The 15,423-nt window shown below is 64.8% G+C and carries 12 protein-coding genes; 6 read left to right on the plus strand and 6 right to left on the minus strand.

All coding sequences use genetic code 11. The features are described from left to right. The first annotated feature begins 309 nt into the window (after positions 1-309). Positions 310-507 (plus strand): heavy-metal-associated domain-containing protein, encoded by a 198-nt coding sequence (locus J5M67_RS23405; RefSeq protein ID WP_207887782.1) that lies wholly within the window; start codon positions 310-312, stop codon positions 505-507. Positions 508-613: 106 nt separating this feature from the next. Here J5M67_RS23405 and J5M67_RS23410 read toward each other — a convergent pair whose 3' ends face one another. After that, a complete protein-coding gene (locus J5M67_RS23410; protein WP_207887783.1) occupies positions 614-1,246 on the minus strand; it encodes a TetR family transcriptional regulator in 633 nt (210 codons plus the stop codon). A 155-nt stretch (positions 1,247-1,401) separates the two neighbouring features. Between J5M67_RS23410 and J5M67_RS23415 the strand changes: the two genes are divergently transcribed. The 3 genes from J5M67_RS23415 (at position 1,402) to J5M67_RS23425 (ending at position 7,116) form a co-directional block, all read left to right on the plus strand. Then, positions 1,402-2,586, plus strand: a complete 1,185-nt coding sequence (locus J5M67_RS23415) for an efflux RND transporter periplasmic adaptor subunit (protein ID WP_207887785.1) — start codon at positions 1,402-1,404, stop codon at positions 2,584-2,586. 12 nt (positions 2,587-2,598) lie between these two features. Beyond that, positions 2,599-5,751: an efflux RND transporter permease subunit gene (locus J5M67_RS23420; RefSeq protein ID WP_347881009.1), complete on the plus strand. Its 3,153-nt coding sequence runs from the start codon at positions 2,599-2,601 to the stop codon at positions 5,749-5,751. 189 nt (positions 5,752-5,940) lie between these two features. After that, a complete protein-coding gene (locus J5M67_RS23425; protein ID WP_207887787.1) occupies positions 5,941-7,116 on the plus strand; it encodes a multidrug effflux MFS transporter in 1,176 nt (391 codons plus the stop codon). 6 nt (positions 7,117-7,122) lie between these two features. On the opposite strand, the gene J5M67_RS23430 is transcribed toward J5M67_RS23425, so the two are convergent. Beyond that, entirely contained in the window at positions 7,123-7,302 is a 180-nt protein-coding gene (locus J5M67_RS23430; protein WP_207887789.1) for a hypothetical protein, read from the minus strand. A 104-nt stretch (positions 7,303-7,406) separates the two neighbouring features. Then, positions 7,407-8,288 (minus strand): AraC family transcriptional regulator, encoded by an 882-nt coding sequence (locus tag J5M67_RS23435; protein WP_207887791.1) that lies wholly within the window; start codon positions 8,286-8,288, stop codon positions 7,407-7,409. Between the two features lie 234 nt (positions 8,289-8,522). Between J5M67_RS23435 and J5M67_RS23440 the strand changes: the two genes are divergently transcribed. Together J5M67_RS23440 and J5M67_RS23445 are read left to right on the plus strand one after the other, a co-directional pair. Then, entirely contained in the window at positions 8,523-10,418 is a 1,896-nt protein-coding gene (locus J5M67_RS23440) for a propionyl-CoA synthetase (RefSeq protein WP_207887881.1), read from the plus strand. 141 nt (positions 10,419-10,559) lie between these two features. Beyond that, complete coding sequence (locus J5M67_RS23445) at positions 10,560-11,000, plus strand: response regulator (protein ID WP_207887793.1); 441 nt, start codon at positions 10,560-10,562, stop codon at positions 10,998-11,000. Between the two features lie 256 nt (positions 11,001-11,256). On the opposite strand, the gene J5M67_RS23450 is transcribed toward J5M67_RS23445, so the two are convergent. From J5M67_RS23450 to J5M67_RS23460, 3 genes are all read right to left on the minus strand, one after another. Next, positions 11,257-12,165, minus strand: a complete 909-nt coding sequence (locus J5M67_RS23450; protein ID WP_207887795.1) for a neutral zinc metallopeptidase — start codon at positions 12,163-12,165, stop codon at positions 11,257-11,259. Positions 12,166-12,380: 215 nt separating this feature from the next. After that, positions 12,381-13,622: a cation:proton antiporter gene (locus tag J5M67_RS23455; RefSeq protein WP_207887797.1), complete on the minus strand. Its 1,242-nt coding sequence runs from the start codon at positions 13,620-13,622 to the stop codon at positions 12,381-12,383. A gap of 118 nt (positions 13,623-13,740) precedes the next feature. Further along, on the minus strand, positions 13,741-15,294 hold the full coding sequence (locus J5M67_RS23460) for a tryptophan halogenase family protein (protein WP_207887798.1): 1,554 nt from the start codon (positions 15,292-15,294) through the stop codon (positions 13,741-13,743). Between the last annotated feature and the right edge of the window lie 129 nt (positions 15,295-15,423).

Here is a 15,423-nt window from a genome sequence, read left to right on the forward strand (position 1 = left end):
TCGCCCTCCTGCTCAGTGCCGTGACACAGGCCGACGGCATGCCCGATACCTCGGCTGCGCGGGGGGCTGCGGGGCAGCCGAGGTATCGGGCATGCCGTCGGCCTGTGTCACGGCACTGAGCAGGAGGGCGAAGGCCAGGAGAAGGGAACGGCACATGGGCGTTCTCCGGGAGGGGATCATCCGGGCAGCTTGGCTGAGAGCCTGACGCAGGACAAGCGTGTGGGAGCAAATTGCACAGGGGCTTGACCTTGCCACGAGGGGAAGGTCGAGACTGCATCCAACTCATCAACACACGACAGGAGATTTCCCATGCATACCTTCCAAGTCAAAGGCATGAGCTGCGGTCACTGCGTACGGGCCATCACCCAGGCGGTACAGGCGCTGGATGCTGCCGCGGAAGTTCAGGTCGACCTGGGCCAGGGTGAGGTGCGCGTCGCCAGCCGCCTGGACGATTCGGCCATTCTCGCGGCGATCCGCGAGGAGGGCTACGAGGCCGAAGCGGCCTGAGAGCCTGTTGACGATCTGCTGCGCCTACTGCGGCTCCAGCTTGCGAGATCGTAAACGGGCTCTGAGTTCTTCATCCTTCCGGGCCGGCATTGCGCCGGCCCATCCGTCAGGCCTGAGGCGCGCTCCAGTCGCGCACCAGCCCCCTGAACAGCGCATCGAACAGGAAGCGGGTTTCCCGTTCCGCGTCGAATAGCTCCGGGTCGCGCAGCCAGTCGCTGAGCAGGCCGAAAATCATCGCATGCACCGCGCGCGACGCGATCTGCGGCGTCACCCCCGGCATCAGCCGGCTGCGGCAGCTCTCGCGGGTGAACAGTTGCTCGCAGAGTTCGATGAACTGACGGACGAAATGGTTGTGGCGTTCTTCCGCGTCGCGCAGTTCGTCAGTGAACTCGCAGCGCTGCAACAGGATGGTGAGAATGCGCCGGCGTTGCGGGTGACGCGCCAGGTTCTCGATGACTTCCACGCTCAATTCGAACAGCGACTGGATCGGGTCGTGCCCGTCGCAGCCGGAGAGACGCTGCGCCAGTTGTTCGGGAGGCAGGCGTACCTGGTTGAGCAGGTCATTGAATAGATGAGCCTTGTTCTGGAAGTGCCAATACACCGCGCCACGGGTTACGCCGGCACTTCTGGCGATCTCTTCCAGGCTCGTATTGGAGACGCCCTTGGCCAGAAAAAGCTGCTCGGCGGAGTCGAGAATTGTCTGCCGGGTCTTTTCCGAATCTTCTTTAGTTCTTCTCATGGCGCTTACTGGTATACAGGCTAGGATCACTACTTAGTTGGCAGTTTACTGATTTTAAAGTACGAACAGTCCGTATCCGGCACTGGCGCAAGTGAACTCCTCTCAGTCAATATTCCTACCGTCCCGCTTTTTCTGACTTTCCATGGAGAGGTTACATGCAGTTCGTCCGCCGTTTGCCCTTTGCAATTGCTGTATTCGGCTTACCTGCCTTATTCGCTACGGCGCTTCAGGCTGAGGACAAACCTGCTGTCGCTGCACCCCCTCCGCCGCCGGTGACGGTTGAAGTCGCCAAGGCCACCGTCGTACCCGTGACCCTGGAGTACGCCGCCCGCACCGCCGGCTACCGGGAGGTCGAGGTTCGCGCCCAGGTCAGCGGCATCCTGCAACGCCGCACCTATGAAGAAGGCCGCCCGGTGAAGGAAGGACAGGTGCTGTTCCGCATCGATCCGCGTCCTTACCAGGCCGCGCTGGGCCAGGCCCAGGGCGCGCTGGCACAGGCCCAGGCGCGCTACCGCCAGACCGACCGCGATCTGCGCCGTATCCGTGAACTGCAGAAGAAGGGCTTCGCCAGCGAAAGCGAACTGGACCGCTACATCTCCAACTTCGAACAGGCCAAGGCCGACGTCGAAGCCGCCCGCGCCAACGTGCAGGCCAAGCAGATCGACCTCAACTACACCACCGTGACCGCGCCGATCTCCGGCATGGCGAGTAAGGAAGTGCGTTCCGAAGGCAGCCTGGTGGCCGCCGCCGATCCGGGCTCCAGCCTGCTCACCAAGCTCACCCAGCTCGACCCGGTATACGTCAACTTCGCCTACCCCGATACCGAGGCCGCGCGCCTGCGCGATGGCGTGCAGAGCGGCCGGCTGAGCCTGCCGGCGGACGGCAAGCTGAGCGCCGAGCTGCACTTCGGTGACGGCAGTCAGTACGGCATCGACGGCGTGGTCGACTTCACCGACAGCTTCGTCAACACCGGCACCGGCACGGTGAATGCCCGCGCCGTGGTGCCCAACCCGAAAAACCAGCTGATTCCCGGCCAGTTCGTCCGTGTGCTGGTCAAGGGCATCACCCGCAAGAACGCCGTCACGCTGCCTGAGCGCGCGTTGGCCCAGGGCCCGCGCGGCACCTTCGTCTACGTCGTGGACAAGGACGGTATCGCCCGCGTGCGCCAAGTCACCACGTCGCAGACGGTGAACGGCCGCTGGGTCATCGAGGCCGGGGTGGATGCCGGCGACAAGGTCATCGTGGACGGCCTGATCAAGGTTCGTCCCGATCAGCCGGTCAAGCCGGTAGAAGGTGGCGCGCAGCAGCCTGCGGCCAATACCGCCCAGACCCAGTCCTAAGGAGCGCCCATCGTGATTTCGCGCTTCTTCATCGATCGTCCGATCTTCGCCATGGTCATCTCCATCATCTTCCTGCTGGGCGGGATGGCGGCCATGCATGCCTTGCCGATTGCCCAGTACCCGGAGATCCTGCCGCCGCAGGTGTCGGTGACCACCAACTATCCGGGCGCCAGTTCCCAGGTGATCGCGGAAACCGTCGCCGCCCCGCTGGAACAGGAAATCAACGGCGTCGAAGGCATGATCTACCAGCTGTCCACCTCCGACAGCAGCGGTGCCATGACCCTCACCGTGTACTTCCAGGTCGGCACCGATCCCGACCAGGCGACCATCAACGTCAACAACAAGGTGCAGGCCGCGCTGGCCAAGCTGCCGCAGGAAGTGCGCCGGCAGGGCGTGAAGGTGCAGAAGAAGTCTTCGGACATCCTGCAGCTGGTGATCCTGTATTCGCCGGACAACTCGGTCGACCCGGTACAGATCAGTAACTACGCGCTGATCAACGTGATCGACGAGCTCAAGCGCCTGCCCGGCGTGGGCGACGTCACCCAGTTCGGTGCCAAGGATTACTCCATGCGCATCTGGCTGCGCCCGGACAAGCTGGCGCAGTACAACCTGACGCCGACCGACGTGGTCAACGCCATCCAGGAGCAGAACTCGCAGTTCGCCGCCGGCAACTTCGGCAAGGAACCTCTGCACACCCCGCAGGACTTCACCTACACGGTGAGCACCCAGGGTCGATTCTCCGATCCGAAGCAGTTCGAAAGCATCATCCTGCGCACCGACAGCACCGGCGCCAGCCTGCTGCTCAAGGATGTCGCCCGGGTCGAACTGGGGGCACAGGACTACTCGATGATGACCACGCTGAACGGCCAGCAGAACGCGGCCTTCGGTGTGTACCTGCAACCCGGCGCCAACGCCCTGGACACCGCCGAGGCCGTGCGCAGCACCATGGACCGGCTGTCCAAACGCTTCCCGCAGGGCATCGTCTACACCATCCCCTACGACACCACGGTGTTCGTGAAGGTGTCCATCGAGGAGGTGGTGCACACCTTCTTCGAGGCCCTGGTGCTGGTGATGCTGGTGGTCTACCTGTTCCTGCAGAACATTCGCGCCACCCTGATCCCGGTACTGGCGATCCCGGTGTCGCTGGTCGGCACCTTCGCCGGCATGTACCTGCTGGGCTTCTCCATCAACCTGTTGACCCTGTTCGGCCTGGTGCTGGCGATTGGCATCGTGGTGGACGACGCCATCGTGGTGCTGGAGAACGTCGAACGGGTGATGCGAACGGAGAAGCTCGGCCCACGGGAGGCCGCGATCAAGGCCATGGAGGAGGTGACGGGTCCGATCGTCGCCATCGTCCTGGTGCTCTGCGCGGTGTTCGTGCCGGTTGGCTTCCTCGGCGGCCTCGCCGGGCAGATGTACCAGCAGTTCGCGATCACCATTGCGGTGTCCGTGGTGATCTCCGGCATCGTCGCGCTGACCTTGTCACCCGCACTCTGCGCACTGATCCTCAAGCCCGAGCACAAGGAGCCCGCGGCGCCGTTCCGCTGGTTCAACCGCATGTTCGACAAGGCCACCGAAGGCTATGGCGCGGGCGTGCAGTTCTTCCTCAAGCGCGCGTCCATCGGCCTGCTGCTGGTCGGCGGGATGATCGCGCTGATGGTGGTGCTGTTCGAGCGGGTACCCGGCTCGCTGGTGCCTGACGAGGACCAGGGCTATGTGCTCAATGCCTACATCCTGCCGCCGGCCTCTTCGCTCAAGCGCACCGAGGAACTGACCAGTGCGGTCTCCGAGCAGCTGCAGAAGCATCCGGCGGTCAAGGACGTGGTGACCTTCTCCGGCCTGAACATCCTGACCAACACCAACGTCACCAGCGCGGGTGTGTCCTTCGTGACCCTGAAGGACTGGAAGGAGCGCCAGGAACCGTCGCTGGATGCGCGCAACCTGACGCGCACCTTCATGGGCATGGGCGCGCGTGAGCAGGACGGTGTGACCCTGTCGTTCAACCCGCCGCCGATCACCGGCATGTCCACCACCGGCGGCTTCGAGGCCTACATCCAGGACCGCAGCGGCGGCACCCCGGAGCAGCTTCAGGCAACCGTGCAGAAGTTCATGGCCGCGGCGGCCAAGCGTCCCGAACTGGCCGGCGTGACCACCACCTTCAACGCCGACGTGCCGCAGTACTACATCGACCTGGATCGCACCAAGGCACGTGCCTTCGGCGTGGCCATCGACGATGTGTTCACCGCCATGCAGTCGACCTTCGGCGCCTACTACGTCAACGACTTCAGCCTGTTCGGCCGTACCTGGAAGGTGAACCTGCAGTCCGAGTCGGATTTCCGTCGCAAGCCGGAGGATCTCAAACAGGTCTACGTGCGCTCCGTCACCGGCGACCTGATCCCGCTGGCGACGCTGGTACAGGTCAAGCGCATCCTGGCTCCGGATACCTTCTCGCGCTTCAACGTGTTCCCCGCGGCCAAGCTGCTCGGCGGCCCGGCACCGGGCTACAGCTCCGGCCAGGCGCTGGCGGCTATGCAGGAGGTGGCGGACCAGACCCTCGGCCAGGACTACATGCTGACCTGGATCGGCTCGGCCTATCAGGAACTGGAGGCCCAGGGTTCGGGTGGCCAGGCGTTCATCTTCGGCCTGATCCTGGTGTTCCTCATCCTGGCGGCGCAGTACGAGCGCTGGTCGCTGCCGCTGGCGGTGGTCACGGCGGTGCCCTTCGCGGTATTCGGCGCCATCCTCGCCATCTGGCTGCGCGGCATCGACAACGACGTGTACTTCCAGGTGGGCCTGGTGACGCTGATCGGCCTGGCGGCGAAGAACGCCATTCTGATCATCGAGTTCGCCGTGCTCTGCCGTGAAGAGCAGGGCATGGGGCCGGTCGAAGCGGCGCTGGAAGCGGCCAAGCTGCGCTTCCGCCCGATCGTGATGACCTCGCTGGCCTTCATCCTGGGTTGCGTACCGTTGGCGATCAGTACCGGCGCAGGCTCGGCCAGCCGTCACTCGATCGGCACCGGGGTGATCGGCGGCATGCTCGCCGCGACCCTGCTGGCGACCTTCCTCATCCCGATGTTCTACATGCTGGTGGAGTCGTTCTCCGACAAGCTTTCCAGCCGCAAGAAGAAGGACAAGCCCGTAGAGGGCGAGGCTCACAAGGCCTGAAGCCAGGACGGACCGGCAGCCTGCCGGTCCGTCCTACCACCTTTTCGGGAATTGATTAGTGAGCTTGCTAATTTCCCGGCCCTTGTCACAATGCAAGGCTTCGTCGCGCAGCGCTTTCGCGGCAGAACCTTACACGCCGTCCGCCCTGGCGCCTGAGCCGCCACCGCCGGTGTGTGTCCAGGTGACCTCATGAATCTCCGAATCCTGCTGATCCTTGGCGCCCTGAGTGCCTTCGGGCCGATGGCCATCGACTTCTATTTGCCCAGCTTCCCGGCGCTGGCGCATGCCTTCGACACCGACGTCGAGCACATCCAGCTGAGCCTGTCGGCGTATTTCGCGGGCCTCGCCATTGGCCAGCTGCTCTATGGCCCGTTGGCCGATCGCATCGGGCGGCGCATCCCGCTGCTGGTGGGGGTGGGCATCTTTACCCTGGCGTCGCTGGCCTGCGCCTTCGCGCCGGACCTGGAATGGCTGATCGCGGCGCGCTTCATCCAGGCGCTGGGAGGCTGCGCAGGCATGGTGATTTCGCGGGCGGTGGTGCGCGACCTGTGCGACCCGATTGCCGCCGCCAAGGCCTTCTCGCAACTGATGCTGGTGATGGGGTTGGCGCCGATCCTCGCGCCGCTGGGCGGCGGGCTGCTGCTGAAGCTCTCCGGCTGGCAGTCGATCTTCTATAGCCTGATGCTGTTCAGCGCCCTGGCCGGCGCGGCCATCGCGCTGTGGCTGCCGGAAACCATTCCGGCCGGTCCGCGCGCGCCCTTGCGGGGGGCCGGGCGGCAGTACCTGGCGCTGTTCGCCGACCGCTCCTTCCTGACCTATGCAATGACCGGCGGCTTTGCCGTCGCCGGGATGTTCTCCTACATCGCCGGCTCACCCTTCGTGTTCATCCAGCTCTATGGCGTGCCGGCGGAACATTACGGCTGGATCTTCGGCAGTAACGCGGCGGGTTTCATTCTGACGGCGCAGGTGAATGCGCGGCTGCTGCGCTATCGCGGGCCGGGTTTCTGGCTGCGCAGGGCGGTATGGGTGTATTTCGCCTGCGGCGCCACACTGCTGGCGGTCACCCTGGCCAAGCCGGCGCAGTTGTGGCCGCTGCTGATCCCGTTGTTCGGCGCCATTGCCTGCCTGGGCTTCCTGCTGCCCAACACCGGGGCCTGTGCCATGGCCAGCCAGGGTCGCCACGCCGGAAGCGCGTCGGCCCTGATGGGGAGTCTGCAGTTCACCGTGGCGGCGGGCGCTTCGGCATTGGTCGGCGCGCTGCACGACGGTTCGGCCCTGCCGATGGCGCTGGTGATCACCGCCTGCGGTCTGGCTGCCGCGCTGCTGGGCTGGTCCAGCGGACAGATCAGCAGTCGCGCCGCCTGAGTGGCGTCAGCCCGCGGCGCGTTGGCGCATCTCGGGCAAGTGGTGCGGTGCCCGCAACCGGGCTTCCAGGGTCTCGACGAAGGAGCGAGCTTCCCGCTCGCTGCGGAAGCCGACGGCCTGCTGATCCAGGCAGACTTCCCAAGGCTGATTCTTGTTGGCGGACGACGGGCGAACGAGGATGTGCATGATGGGCACCCCTGAACGGTCTTGGAAGGGATTCTCAGTGTAGACCCGTCACCGATCGGTAAAAGATGCGACACAAGGTCGCCGACAGCCGGCCGCTCCCCCCTTCACGCGCCGCCGTGGCCCTGGCTCAGGCGCCGGCGATAGGCACTGGGCGAGAGCCCCATGACCTTGCTGAAAAGTCTTGAAAAGTAATAGCTGTCGTCATACCCCACGGCCTGGCTGACCTGTGCAATGCCGCAGGCGCTGCTGTCCAGCAGTTGGCAGGCGTACTCGATCTTCAGGTGCAGGAAGTGCTGGATCGGCGTGCGTCCGGTGAGCGCCCGGTAGCGGTTGACGAAGTGGAACTTGGAGAGGTTGCAGAAGGCTGCCAGCTGCGGCAGCTCCAGGCGCTGGTGCAGGTTGTCGCGCATGTAGGCGTGCAGGCCGTCCAGGTCGAGCCCGGCATCGCGTACGGGGTGCAGCAGCGGCAGCTGGCAGAGCAGGGCGCGCAGGCGGCTGGCGGCGAGGAGGAAGGGCTGGAATCGGTAGCCGCTCCGGCGTGCTTCCAGCAGTTGGGCGAAGCCGCTGACCAGGGCGTGCTGCAGGCCCCAGTGGCGCACGGGAGAGTCCCCGTAGCCGGCCGCGTGGCGCAGCCAGTCGGCGCCGTCGCCGCGCAGGTGCACCCAGTGGATAGTCCAGGGATTGGCCGTATCGGCATGGTAGGCGTGGGCCATGCCGGGCGGCAGCCAGATCAGGTCGCCACAGCCGACCGCATGAGCCTGCCCCCGGGCGTCGAGCTCGCCCTGGCCTTCGCTGCAGTAGATCAGCAGGTGATCGTCATGCTGCTCGCGGCTCATCTGGTGGTCGCGGGCGCGGCGGTAGTGGCCCAGGGAGCTGGGGTACAGGTCATGGCTGAGCGGGTGCGTGGCGAGCTTGTGCAGCAGCGCCGGCGGCAGCACCAGGCGCAGGCTGTCGGCGGGAAGGGGCCAATCCGAGGTTCTCGACATACGGGTAGCTCGCTCAGCAATTTAATCCAGCAAGAGCACAATTTAGTCGATCATCGGCGCTGTGTGCCGGTGATAGCTTTGCTCGGGTGTGGAGTGTTCTGCCGTCTCTCCCGCAATAAAAGCCGGCTGCTGCCTGAGAGGCGCCGGCATACGACCAAAGGTTGATGGTGGGGGAGCGAACCCCGGCCATACTCGTTGTTCGACCTCGATAACAACAAATAAGAGGCTCAGATGATGAACTACCGGCAGTGCCATGACCGCTCCATCGCGGAGCCGTCCGAATTCTGGGCCGAGCAGGCCCGCCGCGTGGCCTGGTACCGCGCCCCGCAGGACATCCTGCAATCCCTGCCCGACGGCAGTCACCGCTGGTTCGCCGATGGCCGCCTGAACTCCAGCTACCTCGCGCTCGACCGCCAGATCGAACTCGGTCGCGGCGAGCAGACCGCGCTGATCTACGACTCCCCCGTCACCAACACCCAGCAGCGTTTCACCTACCTGGAACTGCGCGACGAAGTCGCCCGCCTGGCCGGTGCCCTGCGCGCGCTGGGCGTGGAGCGGGGCGACGGGGTGATCATCTATATGCCGATGGTGCCGCAGGCCGCGATGGCGATGCTCGCCTGCGCGCGCATCGGCGCCGTGCACTCGGTGGTGTTCGGCGGCTTCGCCCCCTATGAGCTGGCGCTGCGCATCGACGACGCCAAGCCCAAGCTGGTGCTCACCGCGTCCTGCGGGCTGGAGTTCGACCGGGTCATCGAATACAAGCCGCTGGTGGACAAGGCCCTGGAGCTGGCGCTGCACCAGCCGGCCCATGTGCTGGTATTGCAGCGTCCGCAGGCGATGGCCGAGCTGTATGCCGGGCGCGACCTGGACTGGCGCGAAACCCTGGCCCACGCCCAGCCGGCGGACCCGGTGGAGCTGGCCAGCGGCGACCCGCTGTACATCATGTACACCTCCGGCACCACCGGGAAACCCAAGGGCATCGTGCGCGACAACGGTGGTCACGCGGTGGCGCTGCACTATGCGCTGCCGACCATCTTCGGCCTGCAGCCGGGGGATGTGTGGTGGGGCGTCTCCGACGTCGGCTGGGTGGTCGGCCACTCGCTGATCGTCTACGGGCCGCTGATGAACGGCTGCACCACGGTGTTCTACGAGGGCAAGCCGGTGCGTACACCGGACGCCGGCAGCTACTGGCGGGTGATCGAGGAGCACAAGGTCAACAGCCTGTTCTGCGCGCCCACGGCGATCCGTGCGATCCGCAAGGAAGACCCCCATGGCGAACTGCTCAAGCGCTACGACCTGAGCTCGCTGCGGCACCTGTTCCTCGCTGGCGAGAAGCTCGACAGCAGCACCCAGCACTGGCTGGAGGAGCTCACCGGCAAGCCGGTGCACGACCACTGGTGGCAGACCGAGACCGGCTGGCCGGTGACCGCGCCCTGCACCGGCCTTGAGGGGCATGACCTGCGCGCCGGCTCCACCAACCGCGCAGTGCCTGGCTATCACGTGCAGGTGGTGGACGACGAAGGCCGCGTCCTGGGGCCGAACGAGCAGGGCTCCATCGTCATCGCCCTGCCGCTACCGCCCGGCTGTGCACAGACGCTGTGGAACGATCATCCGCGCTACCTGCAGGCCTACCTGAAGACCTATCCCGGCTACTACCACACCGGTGACGGCGGCTATGTGGACGAGGACGGCTTCGTCTACATCATGGGCCGCACCGACGACGTGATTAACGTCTCCGGCCACCGCCTCTCCACCGGCGAGATGGAGGAGTTGCTGGCGTTGCACGACGCAGTGGCCGAGTGCGCGGTGCTGGCCGTGGCGGACAACCTCAAGGGCCATGTGCCGCTCGGCCTGGTGGTGCTCAAGGACGACGCGAAGATCGCCGAAGACGCCCTGCAGCGCGAGCTGGTGGCGCTGGTGCGCGAGCGTATCGGCGCACTGGCCTGCTTCCAGCGCGCGGTGGTGGTCAAGCGTCTGCCCAAGACCCGTTCCGGCAAGATCCTCCGCGCTGTGCTGCGCAAGATCGCCGATGGCGAGGAGTACGCGCCGCCATCCACCATCGACGACCCGAGCATCCTCGGCGAGATCGCCGAGCGCCTGGGCGCGGCCGGTCTGGCCAAGGCGAGCTGATTCCCACGCGCCGGCCATGCCGGCGTCTTTCCAGGGCCGCCTTCGGGCGGCCCTTTTTTATTCGCCCTTCTGGATCGAACTGGGTGATAGCAAGATGCTTCTATACTGGTCGGATAGGCCTCTATGGGTGGTATTGCGGCTATGGTTACGGGCCCCCAGGACATTCTCGACGAAGAAGAGCTGGAAGCACTGCGGGAAGTCACCGCACCGACTCCGCGCCGGCCCGTGGCGCTGCTGGTTGAAGATGATCCCGAGGTATTGGCGGGGTTGCGCGAGCTGATCGAATCGGCCGACTTCCATTGCCTGGTCGCCCACAATGCGACCGAAGGGCTGCGCCGGATTCGCCGGGACGAGTCGGACATCGACCTGCTGATCACCGACCTGCCGATGGAGCGCAAGGGCGCGGGGCTGGAACTGATCCGCGAGCTCAACGTCATCGGCACCTTCCTGCCGATCATTGTCCTTTCCGGCCAGGCCGACACCCTCGACCTGATCGAGGCGATGGGGCTGAACGTGCTGGAAGTGATGCTCAAGCCAGTGGACCCGGAGTACTTCCTGCACACGCTGAGTCGTAGCCTGTAGGCGAAACCGTCTTCTGTCGGCGATATACGTGCCTATGCTTTCCCCTCACCCCGGCCCTCTCCCTGTGGGAGAGGGCCGGGGTGAGGGGCTGTCGTAGGGGCGCGCTGGATGTTATGCGCCGTTCCGGGTATTCCGAGCTGGGCCGGGGCGGGCGTCTCTGTAGGAGCGAGCTTGCTCGCGAACCGCCCAACACCGACGTGCCCGGGACTCTGTTCGCGAGCAAGCTCGCTCCTACAAGGTGATTCGGGGTGGCGCGTTACAGCGCCTGCGCCTTGAACGTATCGCACTTGCCCGGCGAGCCGCTTTCGAAGCCCAGCTTGAACCAGCGGACACGCTGCGCCGAGGTGCCGTGGGTGAAGGAGTCGGGCATCACGCTGCCGCGCGCCTGGCGCTGAAGGTGGTCGTCGCCGATGGCGTTGGCGGCGTTCAGTGCTTCCTCCACGTCGCCCGGTTCCAGCCAGTTCAGGCGCTGCTGGGCGTGGTTGGCCCAGACCCCGGCGAAGCAGTCGGCCTGCAGTTCCTGGCGTACCGACAGGCCATCGGCGCCCTCCATGCGCGCGCCGCGCTGACGGGCGGCGTTGATCTTGGCGGAAATGCCCAGCAGGTTCTGTACGTGGTGGCCGACTTCGTGGGCGATCACGTAGGCCTGGGCGAAGTCGCCGGCGGCGGAGAACTTCTGCTCCATCTCGCGGAAGAACCCGAGGTCGAGATACACGCGGTGATCGCCCGGGCAATAGAAGGGCCCGACCGCCGAGGAGGCGAAGCCGCACGCCGAATTCACCCCGCCGTTGAACAGAATCAGCTTGGGCTGCTCGTACTGCGCGTTGCTGCGGGCGAAGATTTCGCCCCAGGTGTCCTCGGTGTCGCCCAGGATCGCGCGGACGAACTCTACTTGCGGGTCGTTCGGGTTGGCCGGCTTGCCCTGCACCGGGCGGCTCGGTGCCTGTTGCGAGACGTCCATCTGGCCGAGCAGCGAGCCGAGGATCTGCATCGGGTCCTGGCCCATCAGCAGCCCGACCACCACCACAATGGCCACGCCGCCCAGGCTCAGGCCCCGCCCGCCGAGGCGCATGCCGCCGCCACCGCCCATGCCGCCTGCTCCATCATCAGAGCCATCGCGGGCATCCACTACGTTGTCGCTGCGTCGTCCTTTGCGCCAGAGCATGGCGGCATCTCCATCGAACAGGTGGGTTCAGTGTCGTCGCGGGTGGAGCTGGCCGCCAGCCCGGTCGTCAGGCGAAGCCCGGCCCGGACTCTGCCCTGCGGAATATCCGGCGCGCGTCGGTCAGCATGGATGCCTGGACGCCATGGCCGATAATCGCATGCGAGCGGACGCGGAGAGTACGGGAAGATTGCTATCCCAGGTGGTCTGTCACGATGTCAGGTGGTAGTCCGCCGGTGAGTGGCACTGGGGTTACCGAGCAGCAAGCTGAGCAGGGGCCCGGTCATCGACGTGGTGAGAAGAGCCATTATCAGCAGTATGGTGAACATTTCAGGGCCGATCAGGCCCGCATCCAGTCCGACCTTCATTACGATCAGCTCCATCAGGCCACGGGCATTCATCAGCGAGCCCACGGCGAAGCACTCCCTCCAGCACAGTCCGCTGGCCCGTGCGCCGGCGGCGGAGCCCAGTACCTTGCCGGCAGCGGCGACCACAATCACCAGCGACAACGCTCCGAGGTTCGTGGCAGTAAAGGCCTTGGCGGTCGTGCTCAGGCCTGCTAGGGCGAAGAACACCGGCATCAGCACTATCAGCGCCGGATATTCGAAGCGCTCGACCAGAACTTTCAGGAGGCGGTCGTCCCTGGGCAGGCTGGCTCCGAACAGGAAGGCACCGAACACCGCATGGATACCCAGCCACTGGCTCAGGGCCGCGCAACCAATGGCCCCGGCGGACAAGGCTGAGAGCACCAGCAAATCCGTGGGGCCACCGGCGGTCCAGTTGTGCAGCAAGCGGGCAATGGCGGGCTTGAGCAGACCCCAGGTCAGGCCCACCAGGGCCAGCATTCCCAGCGTGGACTTGAGTATCGCGGCGGAACCGCTCTGGTTGGTGAGCGTAACCACCACCGCGAGCAGAATCCAGGCGACCACGTCGGCGATGGCGGCCGAGGCCATCGACAGCCGTCCCAGTGTGCTCTGTGTCATGCCGCGCTCTTTCAGGATGCGGGCCAGGACTGGAAAGGCGGTGATCGACAGGGCGGCGGCCATGAATAACGCAAAGGACCAGAAGCTCACGCTCGCCGGTGCCAGGCCGGGGTGCAGGGCGAGGGAGGCAGCCAGCCCCAGGACCATCGGCGCTGCCACGCTCAGCATGGCCACTATGCCGGCAGAGCGCAGTTGTGCGCGAACGCCGTCCGGCGCGCGTAGTTCCGCGCCGACCACGAACATGAACAGGACCAGGCCCAATTGCGACAGCGCTGACAGCGCCGGCAAGGACTGTGGTTCGAACAACAGTGCGTGGAATTGCGGAAACAGTGCACCCAGCACTATGGGCCCCAGTACGATGCCCGCGGCCATCTCACCTATCACGGTGGGTTGGCCCACGGCGCGTAGCGCCAAGCCGAAAATACGAGAGACCGCCAGAATCACCAGAAGCTGCAGCAGAAACGGAGTATGAGACATATCACCGACCCAGAATGGCATCGCCGACCGGCCCGGCGATGTCGCATGAATGGCAAGTTATGCCGTCTGCCCGTTGCGGGGATTTGCTTCGGACAGGCGCTGCATGGCTAGCCTTGGCTCAAGGCTGAGGGGCCTGAGCCTGTTCAGCGGTGGCCGTATAGCCTTCGGCGGTCATGCGCCGGTCCACCTGGATGAGGAACTCGCCGATCTGCTGCCGCTTCTCCGTCGACAGCGGCACCAGGTCCGCCGCGGTGGCTTCGCGGGTCAGAACTCCCAGAGGGGCCGCCACGGACATCCAACTGGTCGGCCCGAACAGGCTGAAAGTGCCGCCTCTGTAGGGTTCGAGATCCATTTCCCGCGGCGGGCGAAGCTTGAAGGTCCGCTTGAGTTCGGCGTAGCTGGCTGGTGCCGGCGCGCTGCTTGCCGCTCTCCAGAACGCGGTGTCCTGGCGGGGCGTATCGTAGTGGAGGAAGAGGAAGTCGCGGATACCGTCCCAGTGCCGGGTGATGTCACGGTTGAATTCATCCACCAACTGCTGCGGAATAATGCCGTCGCTGCAACTGACCAACTGATTGAAGCGGGCGAGCTGGACCAGTGTCTGCCCGATCGAGGTGGCTTCCAGTGGCTCCACGAAGCCGGAAGATAAGCCGACCGCCATGACGTTGCCGATCCAGACTTTTTCGAAATGGCCAGGCGAGAAGCTGAAGTGGTTGACCGGCTCGATCTCCATGCCCCAGTACTTTTGGGCCTCGAGCAGAGCACCCTCCCTGTCGGTGTGCTGGTTGCTGTAGACATAGCCGACACCGAGTCTTTCCTGAGTGGGGATGCTCCACATCCAGCCATTTTTCATGGCGATCGCGCGGGTGACCAGTGAGGGGTTGGCGGTCTGCGCGGGAATGAAGAATGGCAGCGCCTCATTCAGCAACAGATGTTCGGAGTAGGACCGCCAGGGGGCATTCAGGGCCTTTTCGATGATCAGACGCCGCAGGCCGGAGGCATCGATTACGAAGTCGACGGCGATTTCTCCGTCTGCCAGGATCAGGTCGGTGACGTGCCGGCGCTCGTTCAAGCGTACGGAGTTGACCTGTGCGTTGATGCGCTTCACGCCGCGCTTCACGGCAACCTCACGTAGGTAGGCGGCCAGTTTTCTCGCATCGAAGTGGAAGGCCATCGGCGGGACCGAGTACTGCTTCAGTTGCTCCTGCAGATAGGCTTCCGCTTGCTCCTGACTGGCACCTTCACGGTACAGGCGCCAGACATCCGGGAAATGATCCAGCGGCAGATTCTGGTTGATCAGGATGGATGCCAGCGGATAACTGCCGTTGGGTTCGATCCAAGAGTTCAGGTCCACGCCTTGACTGAGGAATGCGAAAGGATGGAGGAAAACATCGTCCTTTGCACCGGTTCGCCAGCCTTCCAGGGAGAGCCCCAGTTTGTAGGTCGAGCGTGTTTCACGCATGAATTCGGCGCGATCGATTTGGTAGCGGTCAAGCGCGCGATTGAAGTTGGGCAGGCTGCCTTCGCCTGCGCCGATGATTCCTAATGTCTCGGACTCGACCAGTACGATCTCGACTTTGTCGAGAAATAGCTTTCTGAGTTCAAGGGCGGCGAACCAGCCGGCGCTTCCGCCGCCAACGACAGCGACTCGACGGCAATTGGATAGATTCAACATGATCGTTTCCTGGATGTCTGCGGGGCAGGAGTCCTGTGCGGTGCTCCTTTTGAGGCTTGCAATTATCCGGAGTTGATCGGAATAACGATGGCGGATATTTCTCGGGGAGCTGTAGTCAGAACCTGATTT

It is taken from the genome of Pseudomonas sp. 30_B (assembly GCF_017491605.1).
Lineage (GTDB): Bacteria > Pseudomonadota > Gammaproteobacteria > Pseudomonadales > Pseudomonadaceae > Pseudomonas.

What these genes read in the sequence shown, in the direction of transcription:
- J5M67_RS23445 (WP_207887793.1), top strand. Translation starts at nt 10,560, where the DNA reads ATGGTTACGGGCCCCCAGGACATTCTCGACGAAGAAGAGCTGGAAGCA.
- J5M67_RS23450 (WP_207887795.1), bottom strand. Translation starts at nt 12,165, where the DNA reads ATGCTCTGGCGCAAAGGACGACGCAGCGACAACGTAGTGGATGCCCGC.
- J5M67_RS23435 (WP_207887791.1), bottom strand. Translation starts at nt 8,288, where the DNA reads ATGTCGAGAACCTCGGATTGGCCCCTTCCCGCCGACAGCCTGCGCCTG.
- J5M67_RS23460 (WP_207887798.1), bottom strand. Translation starts at nt 15,294, where the DNA reads ATGTTGAATCTATCCAATTGCCGTCGAGTCGCTGTCGTTGGCGGCGGA.
- J5M67_RS23440 (WP_207887881.1), top strand. Translation starts at nt 8,523, where the DNA reads ATGAACTACCGGCAGTGCCATGACCGCTCCATCGCGGAGCCGTCCGAA.
- J5M67_RS23415 (WP_207887785.1), top strand. Translation starts at nt 1,402, where the DNA reads ATGCAGTTCGTCCGCCGTTTGCCCTTTGCAATTGCTGTATTCGGCTTA.
- J5M67_RS23430 (WP_207887789.1), bottom strand. Translation starts at nt 7,302, where the DNA reads ATGCACATCCTCGTTCGCCCGTCGTCCGCCAACAAGAATCAGCCTTGG.
- J5M67_RS23405 (WP_207887782.1), top strand. Translation starts at nt 310, where the DNA reads ATGCATACCTTCCAAGTCAAAGGCATGAGCTGCGGTCACTGCGTACGG.
- J5M67_RS23455 (WP_207887797.1), bottom strand. Translation starts at nt 13,622, where the DNA reads ATGTCTCATACTCCGTTTCTGCTGCAGCTTCTGGTGATTCTGGCGGTC.
- J5M67_RS23410 (WP_207887783.1), bottom strand. Translation starts at nt 1,246, where the DNA reads ATGAGAAGAACTAAAGAAGATTCGGAAAAGACCCGGCAGACAATTCTC.
- J5M67_RS23425 (WP_207887787.1), top strand. Translation starts at nt 5,941, where the DNA reads ATGAATCTCCGAATCCTGCTGATCCTTGGCGCCCTGAGTGCCTTCGGG.